The 16733-nt window shown below is 62.8% G+C and carries 19 protein-coding genes and 1 pseudogene; 12 read left to right on the top strand and 8 right to left on the bottom strand.

What is annotated here, in order from left to right; translation table 11 throughout:
- Nucleotides 1–4 precede the first annotated feature (4 nt).
- A complete protein-coding gene (locus LB566_RS11480) occupies nt 5–1153 on the bottom strand; it encodes a pyridoxal phosphate-dependent aminotransferase (RefSeq protein ID WP_224624502.1) in 1149 nt (382 codons plus the stop codon).
- Between the two features lie 146 nt (nt 1154–1299).
- Here LB566_RS11480 and LB566_RS11475 point away from each other — a divergent pair, with 146 nt between their 5' ends.
- The 6 genes from LB566_RS11475 to aat all read left to right on the top strand — a co-directional run bounded on the left by LB566_RS11475 (nt 1300) and on the right by aat (nt 6623).
- Nucleotides 1300–2691, top strand: a complete 1392-nt coding sequence (locus LB566_RS11475; RefSeq protein WP_140522130.1) for a M48 family metalloprotease — start codon at nt 1300–1302, stop codon at nt 2689–2691.
- 61 nt (nt 2692–2752) lie between these two features.
- Entirely contained in the window at nt 2753–3556 is an 804-nt protein-coding gene (locus LB566_RS11470) for a DsbA family protein (RefSeq protein ID WP_140548742.1), read from the top strand.
- A 145-nt stretch (nt 3557–3701) separates the two neighbouring features.
- Entirely contained in the window at nt 3702–4136 is a 435-nt protein-coding gene (gene aroQ, locus LB566_RS11465; protein WP_140548744.1) for a type II 3-dehydroquinate dehydratase, read from the top strand.
- 26 nt (nt 4137–4162) lie between these two features.
- Nucleotides 4163–4624 (top strand): acetyl-CoA carboxylase biotin carboxyl carrier protein, encoded by a 462-nt coding sequence (gene accB, locus LB566_RS11460; RefSeq protein ID WP_140493661.1) that lies wholly within the window; start codon nt 4163–4165, stop codon nt 4622–4624.
- A gap of 10 nt (nt 4625–4634) precedes the next feature.
- A complete protein-coding gene (accC, locus tag LB566_RS11455; RefSeq protein WP_224624501.1) occupies nt 4635–5978 on the top strand; it encodes an acetyl-CoA carboxylase biotin carboxylase subunit in 1344 nt (447 codons plus the stop codon).
- A 27-nt stretch (nt 5979–6005) separates the two neighbouring features.
- The gene (aat, locus tag LB566_RS11450; protein ID WP_224624500.1) at nt 6006–6623 is read left to right on the top strand and encodes a leucyl/phenylalanyl-tRNA--protein transferase; all 618 of its coding nucleotides are present in this window, start codon (nt 6006–6008) and stop codon (nt 6621–6623) included.
- 12 nt (nt 6624–6635) lie between these two features.
- Here aat and LB566_RS11445 read toward each other — a convergent pair whose 3' ends face one another.
- The 3 genes from LB566_RS11445 to LB566_RS11435 all read right to left on the bottom strand — a co-directional run bounded on the left by LB566_RS11445 (nt 6636) and on the right by LB566_RS11435 (nt 8165).
- Nucleotides 6636–7019, bottom strand: a complete 384-nt coding sequence (locus LB566_RS11445; RefSeq protein ID WP_224624499.1) for a hypothetical protein — start codon at nt 7017–7019, stop codon at nt 6636–6638.
- Nucleotides 7020–7092: 73 nt separating this feature from the next.
- Nucleotides 7093–7650, bottom strand: a complete 558-nt coding sequence (locus LB566_RS11440) for a DUF2155 domain-containing protein (RefSeq protein ID WP_224624498.1) — start codon at nt 7648–7650, stop codon at nt 7093–7095.
- Between the two features lie 116 nt (nt 7651–7766).
- The gene (locus tag LB566_RS11435; RefSeq protein ID WP_140548754.1) at nt 7767–8165 is read right to left on the bottom strand and encodes an NADH:ubiquinone oxidoreductase subunit NDUFA12; all 399 of its coding nucleotides are present in this window, start codon (nt 8163–8165) and stop codon (nt 7767–7769) included.
- A gap of 234 nt (nt 8166–8399) precedes the next feature.
- Here LB566_RS11435 and panB point away from each other — a divergent pair, with 234 nt between their 5' ends.
- The gene (panB, locus tag LB566_RS11430; protein ID WP_140548756.1) at nt 8400–9242 is read left to right on the top strand and encodes a 3-methyl-2-oxobutanoate hydroxymethyltransferase; all 843 of its coding nucleotides are present in this window, start codon (nt 8400–8402) and stop codon (nt 9240–9242) included.
- Nucleotides 9239–10086 (top strand): annotated as a pseudogene (gene panC, locus LB566_RS11425) (pantoate--beta-alanine ligase). The gene panB and the pseudogene panC overlap by 4 nt, the downstream one beginning before the upstream one ends.
- Nucleotides 10087–10144: 58 nt before the next feature.
- Here panC and LB566_RS11420 read toward each other — a convergent pair.
- Both LB566_RS11420 and gatB read right to left on the bottom strand, forming a co-directional pair.
- Entirely contained in the window at nt 10145–10639 is a 495-nt protein-coding gene (locus tag LB566_RS11420; RefSeq protein ID WP_140548760.1) for a GNAT family N-acetyltransferase, read from the bottom strand.
- Between the two features lie 3 nt (nt 10640–10642).
- Nucleotides 10643–12142: an Asp-tRNA(Asn)/Glu-tRNA(Gln) amidotransferase subunit GatB gene (gene gatB / locus LB566_RS11415; RefSeq protein WP_224624497.1), complete on the bottom strand. Its 1500-nt coding sequence runs from the start codon at nt 12140–12142 to the stop codon at nt 10643–10645.
- A 279-nt stretch (nt 12143–12421) separates the two neighbouring features.
- Here gatB and LB566_RS11410 point away from each other — a divergent pair, with 279 nt between their 5' ends.
- Nucleotides 12422–12679 carry a YjhX family toxin gene (locus tag LB566_RS11410; RefSeq protein ID WP_140493680.1) on the top strand — a complete coding sequence of 86 codons (258 nt, stop codon included), beginning with the start codon at nt 12422–12424 and terminating at the stop codon, nt 12677–12679.
- 45 nt (nt 12680–12724) lie between these two features.
- On the opposite strand, the gene LB566_RS11405 is transcribed toward LB566_RS11410, so the two are convergent.
- Nucleotides 12725–13156, bottom strand: coding sequence for a CBS domain-containing protein (locus LB566_RS11405; RefSeq protein ID WP_140493682.1), 432 nt, complete (start codon nt 13154–13156; stop codon nt 12725–12727).
- Between the two features lie 87 nt (nt 13157–13243).
- Complete coding sequence (locus LB566_RS11400) at nt 13244–14002, bottom strand: rhomboid family intramembrane serine protease (RefSeq protein ID WP_224624751.1); 759 nt, start codon at nt 14000–14002, stop codon at nt 13244–13246.
- A 401-nt stretch (nt 14003–14403) separates the two neighbouring features.
- Here LB566_RS11400 and LB566_RS11395 point away from each other — a divergent pair, with 401 nt between their 5' ends.
- The 3 genes from LB566_RS11395 (at nt 14404) to LB566_RS11385 (ending at nt 16609) form a co-directional block, all read left to right on the top strand.
- Nucleotides 14404–15036, top strand: coding sequence for a PAS domain-containing protein (locus LB566_RS11395; protein WP_140548768.1), 633 nt, complete (start codon nt 14404–14406; stop codon nt 15034–15036).
- Between the two features lie 119 nt (nt 15037–15155).
- On the top strand, nt 15156–15773 hold the full coding sequence (locus tag LB566_RS11390; RefSeq protein ID WP_224624496.1) for a PilZ domain-containing protein: 618 nt from the start codon (nt 15156–15158) through the stop codon (nt 15771–15773).
- 227 nt (nt 15774–16000) lie between these two features.
- Complete coding sequence (locus LB566_RS11385; protein ID WP_224624495.1) at nt 16001–16609, top strand: transglutaminase-like cysteine peptidase; 609 nt, start codon at nt 16001–16003, stop codon at nt 16607–16609.
- The last annotated feature ends 124 nt before the right edge of the window (nt 16610–16733 follow it).

Here is a 16733-nt window from a genome sequence, read left to right as displayed (position 1 = left end):
GGATCTATCTCAGCCAGCGTTCGATGCGCGCCAATGCCTCGACCATGTCGTCATGGCTGCCGGCATAGGAGAACCGCATGGTGCGGTGCCCGGCCTGGGTGTCGAAATCCCGGCCGGGCGTGGCCGCGACATGCGCCTCGGCCAACATCTTGCGGGCGAAGGCCATGCTGTCATTGCTGTGCCGGGTGACGTCGCAAAAGGCATAGAAGGCACCATCCATCGGTGCGGCAAGCGGAAAGCCGAGCTCTGGCAGACGCGTCATCAAGAGCTCGCGGTTCGAGGCATAGCGACCCTTGATCGCCTCCAGCTCCTCGGTAGCGGCAAAGGCCTCGATTGCGGCGACCTGCGACAGTTCCGGCGGCGAGATGTAGAGGCTCTGCGCAATGCGCTCGATGGGCCGCACCAGCGCTTCAGGCAGCACCATCCAGCCGATGCGCCAGCCGGTCATGCAATAATATTTCGAGAAGGAGTTGATCGCCGTGACACCGGTGCCAAAGGCGAGTGCGGTGGTGTCGGGCGCCGCATAGGCCAGCCGATGGTAGATCTCGTCGGAGATGACGGCAATGCCAAGCGCCTCCGCCGTCCGGACCAGGTCCGCGAGATCATCGGCCGGGATGACCGCGCCGGTCGGGTTGGCCGGACTTGCGAACAGCACGCCCTTCAGCGGCTTTTCGCGATGCGCGGTCTCCAGGTGAGCGGCATGAAGATAGGCCGCATCGCCGAGCTCGATCTCGATCACTTCGATGCCGAGCGCCGCCATGATATTGCGATAGGCGGGGTAGCCCGGCGCTGCGATGGCGACGCGGTCACCAGGATCGAACATTGCCAGGAAAGCGAGATTGAAGGCGGCCGAGGATCCCGTGGTGACCGCGATGCGGTCGGGCGCGACATCAAGCCCGTAGTGGTCCCCATAGTGTTCGGCGATCGCCTTGCGCAATCCAGCCAGGCCCAGCGCATCGGTATAGCCAATGCGCCCGTCCTGCAAAGCCCTGGCCGCCGCGGCACGAACGCGGGCCGGAGCCGGATCGGACGGCTGGCCGACGGCCATGGAAATGACCGGCGCGCCCGTCGCTCTCAGCCGGTTCGCCTCGGCCAGCACATCCATGGCGTGGAAGGGTTCGACATTGCCACGGCGTGAGAGCGAAACGACCATTTTGACCTCGATCCGACGATTGAGCGCGCCACATCCTGGCGCATGCGCCGCACAAATGCCCGATTGGTGTGAGGATCACAAGTTGAGGAAGTTTTTCCGGTGCCGACTTTTCATCTTTCGCCCGCTCGTCTACCAGTGGACACGTCATGTTGAGCCGACCCAAATCGATGGTTGCCCGGGCAGCGCGCGTCGTTGCGACGCTTTCGCTTGGCGTCGCCGTCGCGGTGTCTGGTTCCATCAGCGCCTTCGCCCAGAACGTGCCGGTGGTGCGCGATGCCGAGATCGAGGCGCTGGTGCGCGACTACGCCCGCCCGATCTTCAAGGCCGCCGGTCTGGCGAATGACGGCATCGACATCGTCCTGGTCAACGACCAGAGCTTCAATGCCTTCGTCACCGGACGCCGGCTGTTCATCAACACGGGCGCCTTGATGGAAGCCGAAACGCCCAACGAGATCATCGGCGTCATCGCCCACGAGGCCGGCCACATCGCGGGCGGCCACCAGCAGAAACTGCGTGACCAGCTCGAGCGCGCCAAGACGATGGCCATCATCGCAACCTTGCTGGGCGCCGGCGCCATGGTCGCGGGAGCGACCACCAACAGCCGCGGACTTGCCGGCGCCGGCGTGGGCGTGGCGGCTGGCGGCGGCGAGATGGCGCAGCGCAGCATTCTCGCCTATCAGCGCACCGAGGAGATGACGGCCGACCGCTCGGCGATCACCTATCTCAACGCCACCGGCCAGTCCGGCATGGGCATGCTGAAGACGTTTCAGCGTTTCCAGACGGCCTTGTCGCTGTCGGGCGCGCAGGTCGATCCCTACCGGATCAGCCATCCGATGCCGCGCGACCGAATCTCCAACCTCGAAGTGCTGGTCAAGCAGAGCCCCTATCTCGACAAGGTCGATGCGCCGGCCCTGCAATTGCGCCACGACATGATGCGGGTGAAGATCGCTGTCTACATGGAAGGCCAGGCCGCCGCGTCGCGGCTGATGCGAAAGATGCAGGGCAGCCTTGCCGCGCAGTATGGCGAGGCCCAATCGGCCTATCTTTTCGGCAACATCGCCACCGCACTCGCCAAGACCAACGCCTTGATCAAGGCCCAGCCCGGCAACGCCTATTTCCAGGAATTGCGCGGCGATATATTGATGAAGGCGAACAAGCCCAAGGAAGCTGCCGATGCCTACGCCAAGGCAGTCAGCCTCGACAAGGCGCGATCCGGATTGCTGCCGGTTTCGCTCGGTCAGGCGTTGATGGCGACGGGCACTCCCGACGCTCTGAAAAAGGCCGTGGTGCAGATCAACAACGGCTTGCGACGCGACAAGGAAAATTCCGTGGGATACCGCTATCTGGCGCAGGCCTATGGCGAATTGGGAGACATACCGGGCGCCGAGCTTGCCACGGCCGAGGGTCATTTCTATTCCGGTAACTACAAGGATGCGAAGATCTTCGCCATGCGAGCGCAGCAGCAACTCAAACGCGGCGAGCCGCGATGGATTCGCGCCCAGGACATCATAAACTACAAGCCGTCGGGCAAGGTATAATGAACCTTCCGGCCGTGCGCTGCGACGCAGCCGGACCGGAAAACAGGCAAAGGAACGAACGATGAAAAAGGCACTGTTGCTGGGCACCACGGGAGTTGCGATAGCCCTTGCCATGCTGGCGTTCGGTTTCGTGGCCGGCAGCCCGCAAACCGCGGAAGCCGGTGCGGCGCAACCGCTTCAGACGGCAGCGGCCGATACCAAGATCGACCGCACCGAGGTCGAAGGCATCATCCGCGATTATCTCCTGAAGAATCCGGAAGTGCTGCTGGAAGTCCAGGATGCGCTCGAGGCCAAGCAGAAGGAAGAGCAGCGCATCGCCCATCTCGGCGTCATCAAGGGCGCCAAGGAGCAGATCTTCAACTCCTCCTTCGACGGCGTGGTCGGAAACCCGAACGGCAAGGTCACGATCGTCGAGTTCTACGACTACAATTGCGGCTTCTGCAAACGCGCCATCGAAGACATGCAGGCGCTGACCAAGGCCGATCCGGACCTGCGTTTCGTGCTCAAGGAGTTCCCGATCCTCGGCCCGGATTCGCAGAAGGCCAGCGTCGTCTCGATGGCCTTCCACCTGATGATGCCGCAGAAGTACGGCGAGTTCCACAATGCGCTGCTCGGCGGCCAGGGACGCGCCACCGAGGCGGCGGCGATCAAGGTCGCGCTTTCGCTCGGCGCGGACGAAGCGACGCTGCGTGAAAAGATGAAGGACCCGTCCATCACCGAAGCCTTCTCCAAGACCTACGATCTCGCCAACAAGCTGGCGATCACCGGAACGCCGTCCTATGTCGTCGGCAACGAGGTCGTGTTCGGGGCGCTCGGACAGGAAGTCCTGGCGGAGAAGATCGAGGCGGCGAAAGCCGCGCTTTGATCGGCCGCGGGTTTTCTTCACGGGCGCATTTCCGCCTGTTGTGGACAGTGAAAGAACGCACTTGCGCTCTTTCCGCGGGCGTCTATGCCCATTATAGAGGGCCCAGCGCCGGTTTGACGCCGGTGCCGGAAAAGGTCGGCATTTTTTGAAAACGGTTTTCGTCCTGAACGGTCCCAATCTCAACGCGCTCGGCAAGCGCGAGCCTGGCATCTATGGCGGCAAGACGCTTGCCGCCATCGCGGACGACTGCAGAGAGGCGGGCACGGCGCTCGGGCTCGAAATCGATTTCCGCCAGTCGAACCACGAGGGCGACCTCGTCGACTGGATCCAGGAAGCCGGCGACAAGGCCGCCGGCATCGTCATCAATCCCGGCGCCTATAGCCACACCTCGATCGCGATCCACGACGCCATCCGTTCCGTGGCGCCGCTGCCGGTCGCCGAGGTTCATCTTTCCAACATCCATGCGCGGGAATCATTCCGCCACGTCTCCATGGTCGCGCCGGTCGCTGTCGGCATGATTTGTGGCTTTGGGCCGCTCGGCTACACGCTGGCGCTGCAGGCGCTGGCCGCACGCCTATGACCGGCCAACAAACAGAAGGCTCGAAAATGTCGATAAAGAAGACCGGTGTTGACCAGCAGCTGATCCGCGACCTGGCGGGCATACTGAACGACACCAATCTCACCGAGATCGAAGTCGAGCTGGGTGACCTGAAGGTGCGCGTATCGCGGCAGGCACCGGCGGTTCACGCGATCGCCGCGCCGCAGCCGGCCTTTGCGCCGGCGCCGGCGGCCCAACCTGCCACCGCAGCCGTTCCGGCCGCGGCCGACGTGTCGAAAAACGCCGTGGCCTCCCCCATGGTCGGCACCGCCTACCTGGCGCCCTCGCCGGATGCCAAGCCGTTCATCGAGATCGGCCAGAACGTCAAGGAAGGGCAGACGTTGCTGATCATCGAAGCGATGAAGACGATGAACCAGATCCCCTCGCCGCGCGCCGGCACGGTGACGGCGATCCTGTTCGAGGACGCACAGCCGGTCGAATACGGCATGCCGCTCGTCGTGATCGAGTAGAGCGGCCCTAATGTTCCAGAAGATTCTCATCGCCAATCGCGGCGAAATCGCGCTTCGGGTGCTGCGTGCCTGCAAGGAGCTCGGCATCCAGACGGTGGTGGTGCACTCGACCGCCGACGCCGACGCCATGCATGTTCGGCTCGCCGACGAGAGCGTATGCATCGGGCCACCGCCATCGCGCGACAGCTACCTCAATATCCACCAGATCGTTGCCGCCTGCGAGATCACCGGCGCCGACGCCGTGCATCCCGGCTACGGTTTCCTGTCGGAGAACGCCAAGTTTTCCGACATATTGGCCGCGCATAACATTACCTTTATCGGTCCGACCGGCGACCATATCCGCATCATGGGCGACAAGATCGAAGCCAAGCGCACCGCCAAGCGCCTCGGGATTCCGGTGGTTCCCGGCTCCGACGGCGCAGTGACCGAAGAAAAGGACGCCAAGCGCATCGCCGCAGAGATCGGCTATCCCGTGATCATCAAGGCATCGGCCGGCGGCGGCGGACGCGGCATGAAAGTGGCGCATACCGAGGCCGACCTCGAAGTCGCCTTGCAGACGGCCCGCTCGGAAGCGGGCGCGGCCTTCGGCGATGACGCCGTCTATATTGAAAAGTACCTGCAAAAGCCGCGCCATATCGAGGTGCAAGTGTTCGGCGACGGCTTTGGCCGGGGCGTGCATTTCGGCGAGCGCGACTGCTCCTTGCAGCGCCGCCACCAGAAAGTCTGGGAAGAGGCCAACTCACCCGCCCTCAACGCCGAGGAACGCTCGCGCATCGGCGATATCTGCGCCAAGGCCATCGCCGACCTCGGCTATTCCGGCGCAGGCACGATCGAGTTCCTCTACGAGAATGGCGAGTTCTATTTCATCGAGATGAACACGCGCCTGCAGGTCGAGCATCCCGTGACGGAGGCTATCACCGGCATCGATCTGGTGCATGAGCAGATCCGTGTCGCCTCGGGCGGCGGTCTTTCGGTCAAGCAGGAAGACATCCGCTTCCAGGGCCATGCCATCGAGTGCCGCATCAATGCAGAGGATCCGCGCACCTTCACGCCCTCGCCCGGCACGATCACCCATTTCCACACGCCAGGCGGTCTTGGCATCCGCGTCGATTCCGGCGTCTATTCCGGGTACAAGATCCCGCCCTATTACGACAGCCTGATCGGCAAGCTGATCGTGCACGGGCGCAACCGCGTCGAATGCATGATGCGGCTGCGCCGGGCGCTGGACGAATTCGTCGTCGACGGAATCAAGACGACGTTGCCGCTGTTTCGCGACCTCGTCGGCAACGCCGACATCGCCAATGGCGACTATGACATCCACTGGCTGGAAAAATATCTGGCCAAAGGCGAATAGCCCCCGACTTGCCGCTATAATGAAGCGATGACTCGCCCCTACGCGCCAGGCTATCGTATCCCGACCGACCTTCTGCTCAAGGCTTACGCCTCGGGCGTCTTCCCGATGGCCGAAAGTGCCGCCGACCCGGAAGTGTTCTGGGTGCGGCCAGAGACGCGCGGCATCATCCCGCTCGACCGCTTCCACACGCCGAAAAGTCTGAAGAAGGCGCTTCGGCGAGAGGTCTTCGACATCCGTTTCGACTTCGATTTCGAGGCGACGATCGATGGCTGCGCCGAAAGGCGCGAGGAGCGCCGTTCCACCTGGATCAACGCGCCGATCCGCGAGGCCTATGTGCAGTTGCATCGCATCGGCCATTGCCATTCTGTCGAGGCCTGGCGCGAGGAGCGGCTGGTCGGCGGCCTCTACGGTGTCTCGCTGGGGCGGGTGTTCTTCGGCGAAAGCATGTTTTCCCGGGAAACGGACGCTTCGAAGATCTGCCTGGTGCATCTCGTCGAACGCCTGCAGGCGCGCGGTTTCGCGCTGCTTGACACGCAGTTCACCACCGAACACCTCAAGCGCTTCGGCGCAATCGACGTGCCGCGCGGTAAATACGAGAAGATGCTGGCCGACGCGCTGAAGGGTGAAGCGGTATTTTTCCCCTGATGATCCAGCCCGTCAGCGGACCTTCGTTTCCAGCGGAGCCTGCGAATGGAACATCATCTTCCAGCCGTTGACGCGATGGACATAGCCGGTGCTGACCAGCGCCGCGTAGGCTTCGCCATTGCCCCTCACGGCATGCGCCTCATAGGCCAGGATGACGATGTCGCTGCCTGGTTCGACCACGCCCCTGAGATCGATCTCGAGATCACGCCATCGCTTGGGATCGGCGGCGGTTTCGGCGAGATCGGCATTGCTCATGGTCTGGGCCATCCGCGGAAATGCCACAAGGCACTCGGTGTCGGCATTGGCCGCGAAAAATGCCGAATCTCCTGTCCAGAAGCCCTTTTCGAGCTCAAGCAGTTCCTTGATGCTGGCGGTGATCCGCTTTCTGGCAGACATCGGAAAATCCTCCCGGCGCGCATCGTATGGCAGTCAGGGCCCAACGCGTTGCCGTCAAGGCGGTTCCGAAGGATCAGTTGGTGCTGGTCGTAGACGGTTCCGTGGCTTCCGGTTCGGCCGCAGCCGGAGCGGCCGTGGCATTCGGCTGGGCCGTATCGGGCTTGGCCGCATCGGTCTTGGCCGCATCGGGCGCTGGCACATCCGACTTCTGCTTGCAGGCCTTCAGCCAGACGTCATAGACGGCATGCTCGACGGCATTGAGACCAGGGCTTTCGGCAAACATCCAACCGGTGAAGATGCGGCGGATCTTGCGGTCGAGCGTGATCTCGTCGACTTCGACAAAGGAATCGGTCTTCGGCTCCTCGTTCTGCGGCCGGGAGTAGCAGACGCGCGGCGTCACCTGCAAAGCACCGAACTGCACCGTCTCGTCGATGTAGACGTCGAAGGTGATGATGCGGCCGGTGATCTTGTCGATGCCGGCGAATTCGGCGACCGGGTTGGTGATTCGATCCGACCCCGGCGCCGGCGCGGGTGCGGCCGGCTCTGGCGAAGCGGCAAGTGCCGCGGTGCTAACGGTGAGCCCGGCGGCTACCATCAGTGCGCCCATCGATGTCAGGCTGGAAATGCTCATGCAGGGATACCGGTGGTTAGCGCCCGGGTGATTCTCTTTATCACAAAGGCTAGTCGCCGTTTTTTGATCAGCAAGCAGCTAAACACCAATTGTGGCGATAAAGGACCGACGCCCGCTTACGATCCGGGCGTCCAGGCGTCGTAGTCGCCGGTGACCTGCGGACGGTGCTGGTTGGTCAGCACCGAGCCCTTCGGACGATAGGCCGAGGGCGAGCCGGTCAGGTTCGGTTGATGCGGCTTCTGCCAGTCGCGCGGCTTGTAGTCGTCGCTCGGCGGCGCGACGTCGACGCGGTGATGGATCCAGCCGTGCCAGCCGGGCGGGATAGAAGAAGCCTCGGAATAATCGCGATAGATGACCCAGCGGCGCGTGCGTCCTTCGGAATCGACACCGCCTTCGTAGTAGACGTTGCCCACCTCGTCCTGCCCGACCTTCCTGCCGTAGCGCCAGGTGTGCAGGCGCGTGCCAAGCGTCTGGCCGTTCCACCAGGTGAAAAACTGCGTAAGGAAAGTCTTCATCTTCAAAACCCTCGCGCCCGTGGCGCCCGTTTCCTGCTTATGGCGTCAGCCCTTCGGGAAGGCAAGGGTCTTGCCGCCTGGAGGGCGCAAATGGCGCGCCGGTAAGGCGACACAAGCCTGTGATGCATTGGCCCGCGCCGTATGGTGCTTGCCAAGCACCCTCAGCCTTTCTAAAGCTCTGCGCGCCCGCCCCGTGTGGGTATCCGGCCGACAATTGGCCGAAGGAGGTGACGATTGGCCACGGAATCGCCGACCGCCGACATTCGCACCGGCGCCGACGCCATTCGCCGCCGCAAGCATGGCGTGCCGATCGTCTGTCTCACCGCCTATACCTACCCCATCGCCCGCCTGCTTGATGAGCATATCGACCTGCTCCTGGTCGGCGACAGCGTTGCGATGGTCCTGCATGGCCACAAAACGACGCTGGGCGCCTCGCTGGAGATGATGATCGCGCATGGGCAAGCGGTGATGCGCGGCTCCGCCAAGGCTTGCGTTGTCGTCGACATGCCGGCCGGCAGCTATGAAGATTCGGCGGCCCAAGCGGCTGCCTCGGCGCGGCGTATCGTTGGCGATACCGGCTGCCAGGCAGTGAAACTCGAGGGCGGCGTCGGCATGGCCCGGCAGATCGCCGCGGTCGTCGATGCCGGCATCCCGGTCATGGGCCATATCGGCCTGTTGCCGCAATCCGTCGAGAAGGATGGCGGCTACAGGATCAAGGGCCGGACCGACGAGAATGCGGCAGCGCTGTTTGCCGATGCGCGCGCCGTCGAAGAAGCGGGCGCCTTTTCAGTGGTCATCGAGGGCACGGTCGAGGCGGTCGCGGCCGAAATCACCCGCCGCATCGCCATCCCGACCATCGGCATCGGCGCGAGCGGCGTTTGCGACGGCCAGATCCTGGTCATAGACGACATGGTCGGGCTCACCGTCGACCGCGTGCCAAAATTCGTCAAGGAGTACGCCGATTTGCGCAGCGTGGTCTCGCATGCGGCCGCACGTTACGCCAGCGAGGTACGAGACCGGACATTCCCCGGCCCCGAAAATGTCTTTTCGGCCACCTTGGGCAAGGACAACAGATGAGCCGGCCCCTCGTCGTCGACACGGTCGCCGGCCTTCGCGCGCGGATCCGCGACTGGCGGCGCGACGGCCTTCGCGTCGCCATGGTGCCGACAATGGGCGCCTTGCACGAAGGGCACCTGTCGCTGGTCAGGATCGCGCTCGAACGAGCCGAGCGCTGCGTCGTCTCGATCTTCGTCAACCCGACGCAGTTCGCGCCGAGCGAGGATCTCGACAAATATCCACGTCAACTCGCCCGCGATCTCGATCAACTGGCTTTGGCCGGAGCCGATCTTGCCTACACGCCTGGGGTTGGTGAGATGTATCCTGCCGGCTTTGCCACCAAAATCTCGGTCGGCGGTCCCTCCGCCGGGCTCGAATCGGATTTTCGACTTTTTTCGACGGCGTCGCCACCGTCGTGGCGAAGCTGTTCCTGCAGGCGTCGCCCGACGTCGCGGTCTTTGGCGAAAAGGATTATCAGCAGTTGTGCGTCGTCAGGCAGCTCTGCCGCGACCTCGACCTGCCCGTCGAGATCATCGGCGCGCCGACGATCCGCGACGCGCATGGCCTCGCCATGTCATCGCGTAACGCCTATCTCGGCGAGGCCGAACTCCAGATCGCCCGCCGGCTCAACGTGGTCCTGCGCAAGGCAGCCGCGGCGCTGGCGGCCGGCGCCGACCAGAACGGCGCGACAGGCGAAGCCAGCCGCGCCCTGCTTTCGGCCGGTTTCCAGAAGGTCGATTATGTCGAAGCTCGCGAGAGCCGGACGCTGGGGCCGTGGCGCCGCGGACAGGAGGGCCGCCTGCTCGCCGCCGCCTGGCTCGCCAAGACCAGGCTGATCGACAATGTGGATGTTTCCGCCAGTTAGGCCGCGGCTCGATCGCTGAATTCGACCCGCCGGATTGCGCACCCGAAAAGGTCCGCCGCTATGCGGCAAGCGGCCTTTCATAAACGAGCGCCGGGATAGCGGATTGGGCCGAACCGCAATTGTCGGTGCGGCCGGTCCGGACGAAGCCGTTCGCCTGGTAGAAGGCAATTGCGCGCGTGTTCTTCTCTTCCACTTCCAGCCGGATGGCGCGGGCCTCAGGGAAGCTTTCGATGATCTCGTCGAGAAGCATGCCGCCGATGCCCCGGCCCTGCAGGCCGGGCTGCACGTAAAGCTGCTTCAGCATGATCAAGCCGCCGCCATCGACCGCCTCGGCAAATGCCATGCCGCCAATGCGCTGGCCATCGTCGGCGACGAGGAACTCGCTGTTCGGCTTCGCCAGCCGCGCCGTGAGCGAGGCGATCGAATGCCACTCATCGGTGATCTCGGTCACCCGTTCGGCGCCGTAGATGGCGTCATAGGTCGCATGCCAAGTCTCGACCAGCAGCGCCCGGATGGCGGCGAGGTCGCGATCCCCGGCGGTGCGCACGAACATAGTCTACTCGATGCCCAGCTTGGCCTTGACCAGGTCATTGACGGCCTGCGGGTTGGCCTTGCCGCCGGTCGCCTTCATCACCTGGCCGACGAACCAGCCGGCCATGGTCGGCTTGGCGCGCGCCTGCTCGACCTTGTCCGGGTTGGCCGCGATCACCTCGTCCACCGCCTTTTCGATAGCGCCGGTGTCGGTAACCTGTTTCATGCCGCGGCTCTCAACCAATTGGCGCGGGTCGCCGCCCTCGTTCCAGACGATCTCGAACAGGTCCTTGGCAATCTTGCCGGAGATGGTGCCATCCTTGATCAGATCGATGATGGCGCCGAGCTGGTCTGGCGAAACCGGAGCGTTTTCAATGTCCTTGCCAGCTTTGTTCAATTGTCCGAGCAGGTCGTTGATGACCCAATTGGCGGCGAGCTTGCCGTCGCGGCCAGCGGCCACCTTCTCGAAATAGTCGGCGATCGGCTTTTCCGACACCAGGATCGAGGCATCGTAAGTCGACAGGCCGAGCGAGGAGATCAACCGCGCCTTCTTGTCATCAGGCAGTTCCGGCAACTCCTTGGCCAGCGATTCGACATAGGCCTGGTCGAACTCCAGCGGCAACAAGTCGGGATCTGGAAAATAGCGGTAGTCGTGCGCCTCTTCCTTGGTGCGCATCGACCGGGTCTCGCCCTTGACGGCGTCGAACAGCCGCGTTTCCTGGTCGATCGTGCCGCCATCCTCGATGATGGCGATCTGCCGGCGCGCCTCGAAATCGATCGCCTGGCCGATGAAGCGGATCGAATTGACGTTCTTGATCTCGCAGCGCGTACCGAATTCGCCGCCCGGCCGGCGCACCGAAACGTTGACGTCGGCGCGCATGGAGCCTTCGTCCATATTGCCGTCGCAGGTGCCGAGATAACGCACGATGGTGCGCAGCTTGCTGACATAGGCCTTGGCTTCGTCGGCCGAACGCATGTCCGGTTTCGACACGATTTCCATCAGCGCCACGCCGGAGCGGTTGAGATCGACATAGGACATGGTCGGATGCTGGTCGTGCATCGACTTGCCAGCGTCCTGCTCCAGATGCAGGCGCTCGATGCCGACCTCGATGTCCTCGAACTCGCCCTGGCGATCGGGACCGACGGAGACGATCACCGTGCCCTCGCCGACGATCGGCTGCTTGAACTGCGAGATCTGGTAGCCCTGCGGCAAGTCCGGGTAGAAGTAGTTCTTCCGGTCGAAGACAGACTTGTGGTTGATCTGCGCCTTCAGCCCGAGGCCGGTCCGGATCGCCTGCTTGACGCATTCCTCGTTGATGACGGGCAACATGCCGGGCATTGCCGCATCGACCAGGCTGACATTGGCGTTAGGGGCGGCACCGAACGACGTCGAAGCGCCGGAAAACAGTTTTGCTTCCGATGTCACCTGCGCATGGACCTCGAGCCCGATGATGATTTCCCAATCGCCGGTGGCGCCGGGGATCAGGCGTTTCGCGTCGGGCGTGCGGGTATCGATGATGCTCATGGTGGCCTGCGTAGTAGAACGATGGGAACGTGCGTTTTGCACATCCTGATTTGCAACTTCGCTAGTGCAAAGCGCATCGCGAGACAAGCGTAAAGCCGCCCGCTGGCCTTTTCCGCCGTTTTCGCCTATAGCCCATCCATCCCAATGGAGAGTGGATGTCCACTTACGCTCAGTCCCGGTAAGGCCCTGACCTCGTAGCGAGGCAGGGCAGAAAACCTGAAACCCCATGCCGCGAAGCTTCGCGGCGGCGGCTTTTGTTGTTTTCCCGGAAACTCTCCCATGGATATTTCGCGTATTGAACAACGCGTTCTGCACCTGCTCGCGCAGGGCGGACGCATCGAGATCGAAAAGAGCGAGAAGAAACGGATCGCCTCCGTCAAATGCCTGACCCGCGACGGCTGGCACTACCCCGGCGTCGACCTCGACCTGTTTCGGAAGCTGAAACGCAAGAAGGCGGTTTCGTCGTCGGACGGCGGCCCCTACCGCATCACGCGGCGCGGGCTCCAACTCGTCCGCTCCGAACTCGACAACAGGTAGCTATCGCCCCGCCGGCCGTTTGCGCGGCCGGCGGTTGCTTACCGCTCAGGCGGTCGCGATATAGGCGCGGATTTCCTCAGCCTCGCGCTCGACGTCCTCGATACGACGCTTGACCACGTCACCGATCGACACGATGCCGTCGAGCATGCCGTCCTTTTCCACCGGAAGATGGCGGAAGCGGCCCCGGGTCATGATCTCCATCACCTCGTTGACGGTGTGGTTCTCGTTGCAGATCTTCACTTTCGGCGTCATTGCGGAACGAACGGCTATGTCGAGCGCGGCTGCGCCTTCCCTGGCGACGACGCGCACGATGTCGCGCTCGGACAGGATGCCGACGATCTTGCGGTCTCCATTGGTGATGACCAACGCTCCGATCCTGTGTTCGGCAAGGATGCGGATGGCTTCGCTCAGTTTTTCGTTCGGCCCGAGCGTCAACACGTCGTGGCCTTTTTGCTCAAGAATGGCCTTAACCGTCATGGCGTCCTCCTCTACTTTGCCAACCGGTTCCTGCCCTGACCGGCTTTCACGTAAGAGTGAACATCGTGCGCCGCGATCGGTTGCATTTCAAGTGCGGTGGTCGGTCGTCTCCCAGTCGAGCGGCTGCCAATTTCTGTCGAACCAGCGCAAGCCGAAGAAGCCGGCGACAAAGCCGCCAATATGAGCCTCCCAGGCGATCTGGCTGTCGACGCCGGGGGCGAAGCCGACAAGGCCGGTGACAAGGTTGATCACCATCCAAACGGCAAGGAAGATCATCACGCCACGTGAACGCAGCACCATTGCTATCGGCAGTACGGGGCCGGCGAATGCGGCTTTGCCCGCCGAACGATCCGTACGGAAGCCAAAGCGTGCCGCCGCTCCCATCATGCCCGATATCGCACCGGAAGCGCCGACCAGCGGCGCTTCGCCATATGGATGCATGGCCCAGAAAAGCGCCACTGAAGCCAGTCCCGTCGCGGCGAAGAACAACGCGAACCAGAAGGCTCCGAGCCGATTGGCCAGCGGCGAGCCAAAGGCAGCGAGCCAGACCATGTTGATGGCGATATGAGCAAATCCACCATGCATGAAGGCATAGGTGAAGGGCCGCGTGAACAGGAACCAGTCGAAGCCGTATTGGCCGGTGTAGAGGACAGGGATGAAGGCTCCGTCGTAAAGCAGTGTCATTTGCTGAGCATCACTCAGCACGTATTGCTGCAACAAGTAGATGGCCACGCAAATGGCGATCACCGCCAGCACGATCGGCGGCAGGTTGAAGACCGGCTCGCGACGCGGCTCGGGCTCGCGATCCGCCTGTTCCATTTCCGGTGGGCTTAAAGGTTCACTCATGCGCACTAGCACTCGGTCCAGGATTCGTTGTTGCGAGCATCTAGACCACTGCCCGCCGGACCACAAAGGGCGAATCGCCGAGCGCGAATCAAAAGTGCCGAATCAAAAGAAAGCCGTCCAAGGTTTCCCTTGAACGGCTGTCGAGTCCCCTGTTCCCCCGAACTCTTGACTGAAGTGCTGCCGATCGTCGCGAAACGACCGCTTCTGGAGTGGTTTTTGTGTGCCACGCGGCTCGCCTGGGTGCAACGTAAACCACTTGTTAACCTTAACGGCCCCGACCCGTGAACAAGTGTTAACGACGCTGGCACGCTTCCTGCTCCGCAACGCATGTAGGTCATCGGAGGGCGCCCTTCTGTTCACCGATGGGACATCAGACGACAGAATGCGCGGAGCTGCTTAGCATGAACCAGAACGGATCGATCACGCTGTTCCAGTATTGGAACCGCTTGCGTGATGGACGCCCTGCTCCGAAGCGCTCGGAAGTAGAGCCGGCCGACATCAAGTCGCTGCTGGCCGACACGTTCATCCTGGAAAGGGACACGCGTGGGCAAGCTGTGTTCCGGCTGGCCGGCACAAGGCTCTGCGCCTCCTACGGCCGCGAACTCAAGGGGTTCTCCTTCCCTTCGCTGTGGCGCGAGAAGGACCAGCGGCTGGTTTCGAAGCTGATCCATGGCGTGTTCGACCAGAAATCCGTCGTGCTGATCATGTTCGAGGGCTTCAGCCGCAACGGCCGTTCCAACAAGTTCGAACTGCTTGCCTTGCCGCTGGACGGCGGCGTCGAAAACCCGCGTTGCCTCGGCGTGATCAGCGCTGTGGAGAAGCCGTTCTGGCTGGGCGCCGACCCGATCACGGATGCGTTGATCGATTCGATCCGTGTCATCGATCCGGAAAAAGAGCTGCTGGCGAGCCGCCCGGCGATCGACGTTCCCTCGCTTGTTCCCGCCGAGCTGGAGGCGCCCGAAACCATCTCCGCGCTCGGCCGCGCGCGTCGCATTCGCCACCTCGTCGTCTTCGATGGCGGGCGCGAGGAATAGTTGACGATCCTACAGCCCCGCCGGCCCGTTTTTCCCCTTTGTTAACCCGCTTTGCTGTAGTTCTGGGATGAAGTCCCTGGCATCGGCGCGCGGGGATGCCAAACGGGGTGTAGGCAGTCATGAGGTCAGCGGCGGTCGACTATGCGCCGTCCCAAGCTGAGAGACGTAACTTTCAGCGCGTCCGGGTCAAGATATACGGGCGCTTCATGTTGGAAGACCGCACCGAACATCCTTGCCAGGTCGTCGATATGTCGCCGGGTAACGTCGCGCTTCGCACGGACCGCATCGGCATGCCCGGCGAAAAGGTCATCGCCTATATCGACCATATCGGCCGCATAGAAGGCGTCGTCACCCGCACCTTGCAGGACGGTTTCGCAATGACGGTGATTGCGTCGGACCGCAAGAAGGACAAGCTCGCCGCGCAATTGACGTGGCTCGCCAACAAGCACGAGCTCGATCTGCCGGAAGACCGCCGCCACGAGCGCGTCGCCCCCCGCAACCCGACCAGCACCCTGCAGCTCACCGACGGGCGTCAGTACCAGTGCCGCATCATCGACCTGTCGCTCTCCGGCGCGGCGATCGAGATCGACGTCAAGCCGGCGATCGGCGTCCAGGTCATGCTCGGCACCATGCGCGGACAGATCGTGCGTCATTTCGAGGATGGCGTCGCCATCGAATTCGCCGTCATCCAGCGGCCTGAGACGCTCGATTCGGAATTCAACACGCCGCGCGCCTGAAGGCGCAACAGCGTCCAAATCAAAACCGGCCCTCGCGGCCGGTTTTTGTATTTCACGAAAGCGCAATTCGAGGCACTTCAGTCCCCGAAACGTTAAACGATTGACCGCTCAAAAGTTTCAAAATTGATACTTATTCTAGGGGCGTTTTACTCAATATCTACTGCGCGCTTTTGCGTCGAATAAATCCACCTGTGGCAATGTCTCCTTCGAACGGGGAGACAAGAACAATGAAGAAAACGAGGGGCAAGCTGTTGCTGATGGCAATGGCGATGCAGCTTTCCGCTTGGGGATCAGCATATGCCGCGGGACCGGCCTATATGCACACCGGCGGCCGCACCACACAGCCTGTCGGCCACTATGAATTCTGCCGGCGCATACCGGGCGAGTGCAGCGAGCGGACACCCAAGGGGGCGCCGGTCGAATTGACCCGCAAGCTGTGGGCGACGATCGTCAGCATCAACAATTCGGTCAACACCCGCATCAAGCCGCGCACCGACATGGAAAACAATGGCGTCGAGGAATATTGGGCCTATCCCGACAATGGCTATGGCGATTGCGAGGACTACGCGCTGGAAAAGCGCCGCGAGCTGATGGACGCCGGCGTTCCGGCCGGCAACCTGTTGATGACGGTCGCGCGCCAGCCGAACGGTGACGGCCATGCGGTGCTGACCGTGCGCACCAGCCTCGGCGAGTTCATCCTCGACAATCTGGAAACCAAGGTCCTGTCCTGGACGGACACCGACTACACCTACCTCAAGCGACAGTCGGATACCAACTCCGGCGTATGGGTGACGATCAACGACGGCCGCGCCGACGCGGTCGCCAGCGTCCGCTGAAGGCGTCGATCCATGGCGACCAACGCGCAGCTCTGGGGGACCGGCACGCGTGAACCAGAGACCAGGCGCTACGCATCAACGCGATGCGCCTAAGGAGAAACCCGGTCGAGTCCCCACCCAACCC

Origin of the sequence: Mesorhizobium sp. CA13 (assembly GCF_020165235.1) — a bacterium.
In the GTDB taxonomy this organism is placed as follows: Bacteria; Pseudomonadota; Alphaproteobacteria; order Rhizobiales; family Rhizobiaceae; genus Mesorhizobium.
This window is presented reverse-complemented; position numbering and strand designations above follow the sequence as displayed.

Bases quoted from the DNA above. Each gene is read 5' to 3' on its own strand.
- LB566_RS11480 (WP_224624502.1), bottom strand. From the start codon at position 1,153: ATGGTCGTTTCGCTCTCACGCCGTGGCAATGTCGAACCCTTCCACGCC.
- LB566_RS11475 (WP_140522130.1), top strand. From the start codon at position 1,300: ATGTTGAGCCGACCCAAATCGATGGTTGCCCGGGCAGCGCGCGTCGTT.
- LB566_RS11470 (WP_140548742.1), top strand. From the start codon at position 2,753: ATGAAAAAGGCACTGTTGCTGGGCACCACGGGAGTTGCGATAGCCCTT.
- accB (WP_140493661.1), top strand. From the start codon at position 4,163: ATGTCGATAAAGAAGACCGGTGTTGACCAGCAGCTGATCCGCGACCTG.
- accC (WP_224624501.1), top strand. From the start codon at position 4,635: ATGTTCCAGAAGATTCTCATCGCCAATCGCGGCGAAATCGCGCTTCGG.
- aat (WP_224624500.1), top strand. From the start codon at position 6,006: ATGACTCGCCCCTACGCGCCAGGCTATCGTATCCCGACCGACCTTCTG.
- LB566_RS11445 (WP_224624499.1), bottom strand. From the start codon at position 7,019: ATGTCTGCCAGAAAGCGGATCACCGCCAGCATCAAGGAACTGCTTGAG.
- LB566_RS11440 (WP_224624498.1), bottom strand. From the start codon at position 7,650: ATGAGCATTTCCAGCCTGACATCGATGGGCGCACTGATGGTAGCCGCC.
- LB566_RS11435 (WP_140548754.1), bottom strand. From the start codon at position 8,165: ATGAAGACTTTCCTTACGCAGTTTTTCACCTGGTGGAACGGCCAGACG.
- LB566_RS11420 (WP_140548760.1), bottom strand. From the start codon at position 10,639: ATGTTCGTGCGCACCGCCGGGGATCGCGACCTCGCCGCCATCCGGGCG.
- gatB (WP_224624497.1), bottom strand. From the start codon at position 12,142: ATGAGCATCATCGATACCCGCACGCCCGACGCGAAACGCCTGATCCCC.
- LB566_RS11410 (WP_140493680.1), top strand. From the start codon at position 12,422: ATGGATATTTCGCGTATTGAACAACGCGTTCTGCACCTGCTCGCGCAG.
- LB566_RS11405 (WP_140493682.1), bottom strand. From the start codon at position 13,156: ATGACGGTTAAGGCCATTCTTGAGCAAAAAGGCCACGACGTGTTGACG.
- LB566_RS11400 (WP_224624751.1), bottom strand. From the start codon at position 14,002: ATGAGTGAACCTTTAAGCCCACCGGAAATGGAACAGGCGGATCGCGAG.
- LB566_RS11395 (WP_140548768.1), top strand. From the start codon at position 14,404: ATGAACCAGAACGGATCGATCACGCTGTTCCAGTATTGGAACCGCTTG.
- LB566_RS11390 (WP_224624496.1), top strand. From the start codon at position 15,156: ATGAGGTCAGCGGCGGTCGACTATGCGCCGTCCCAAGCTGAGAGACGT.
- LB566_RS11385 (WP_224624495.1), top strand. From the start codon at position 16,001: ATGAAGAAAACGAGGGGCAAGCTGTTGCTGATGGCAATGGCGATGCAG.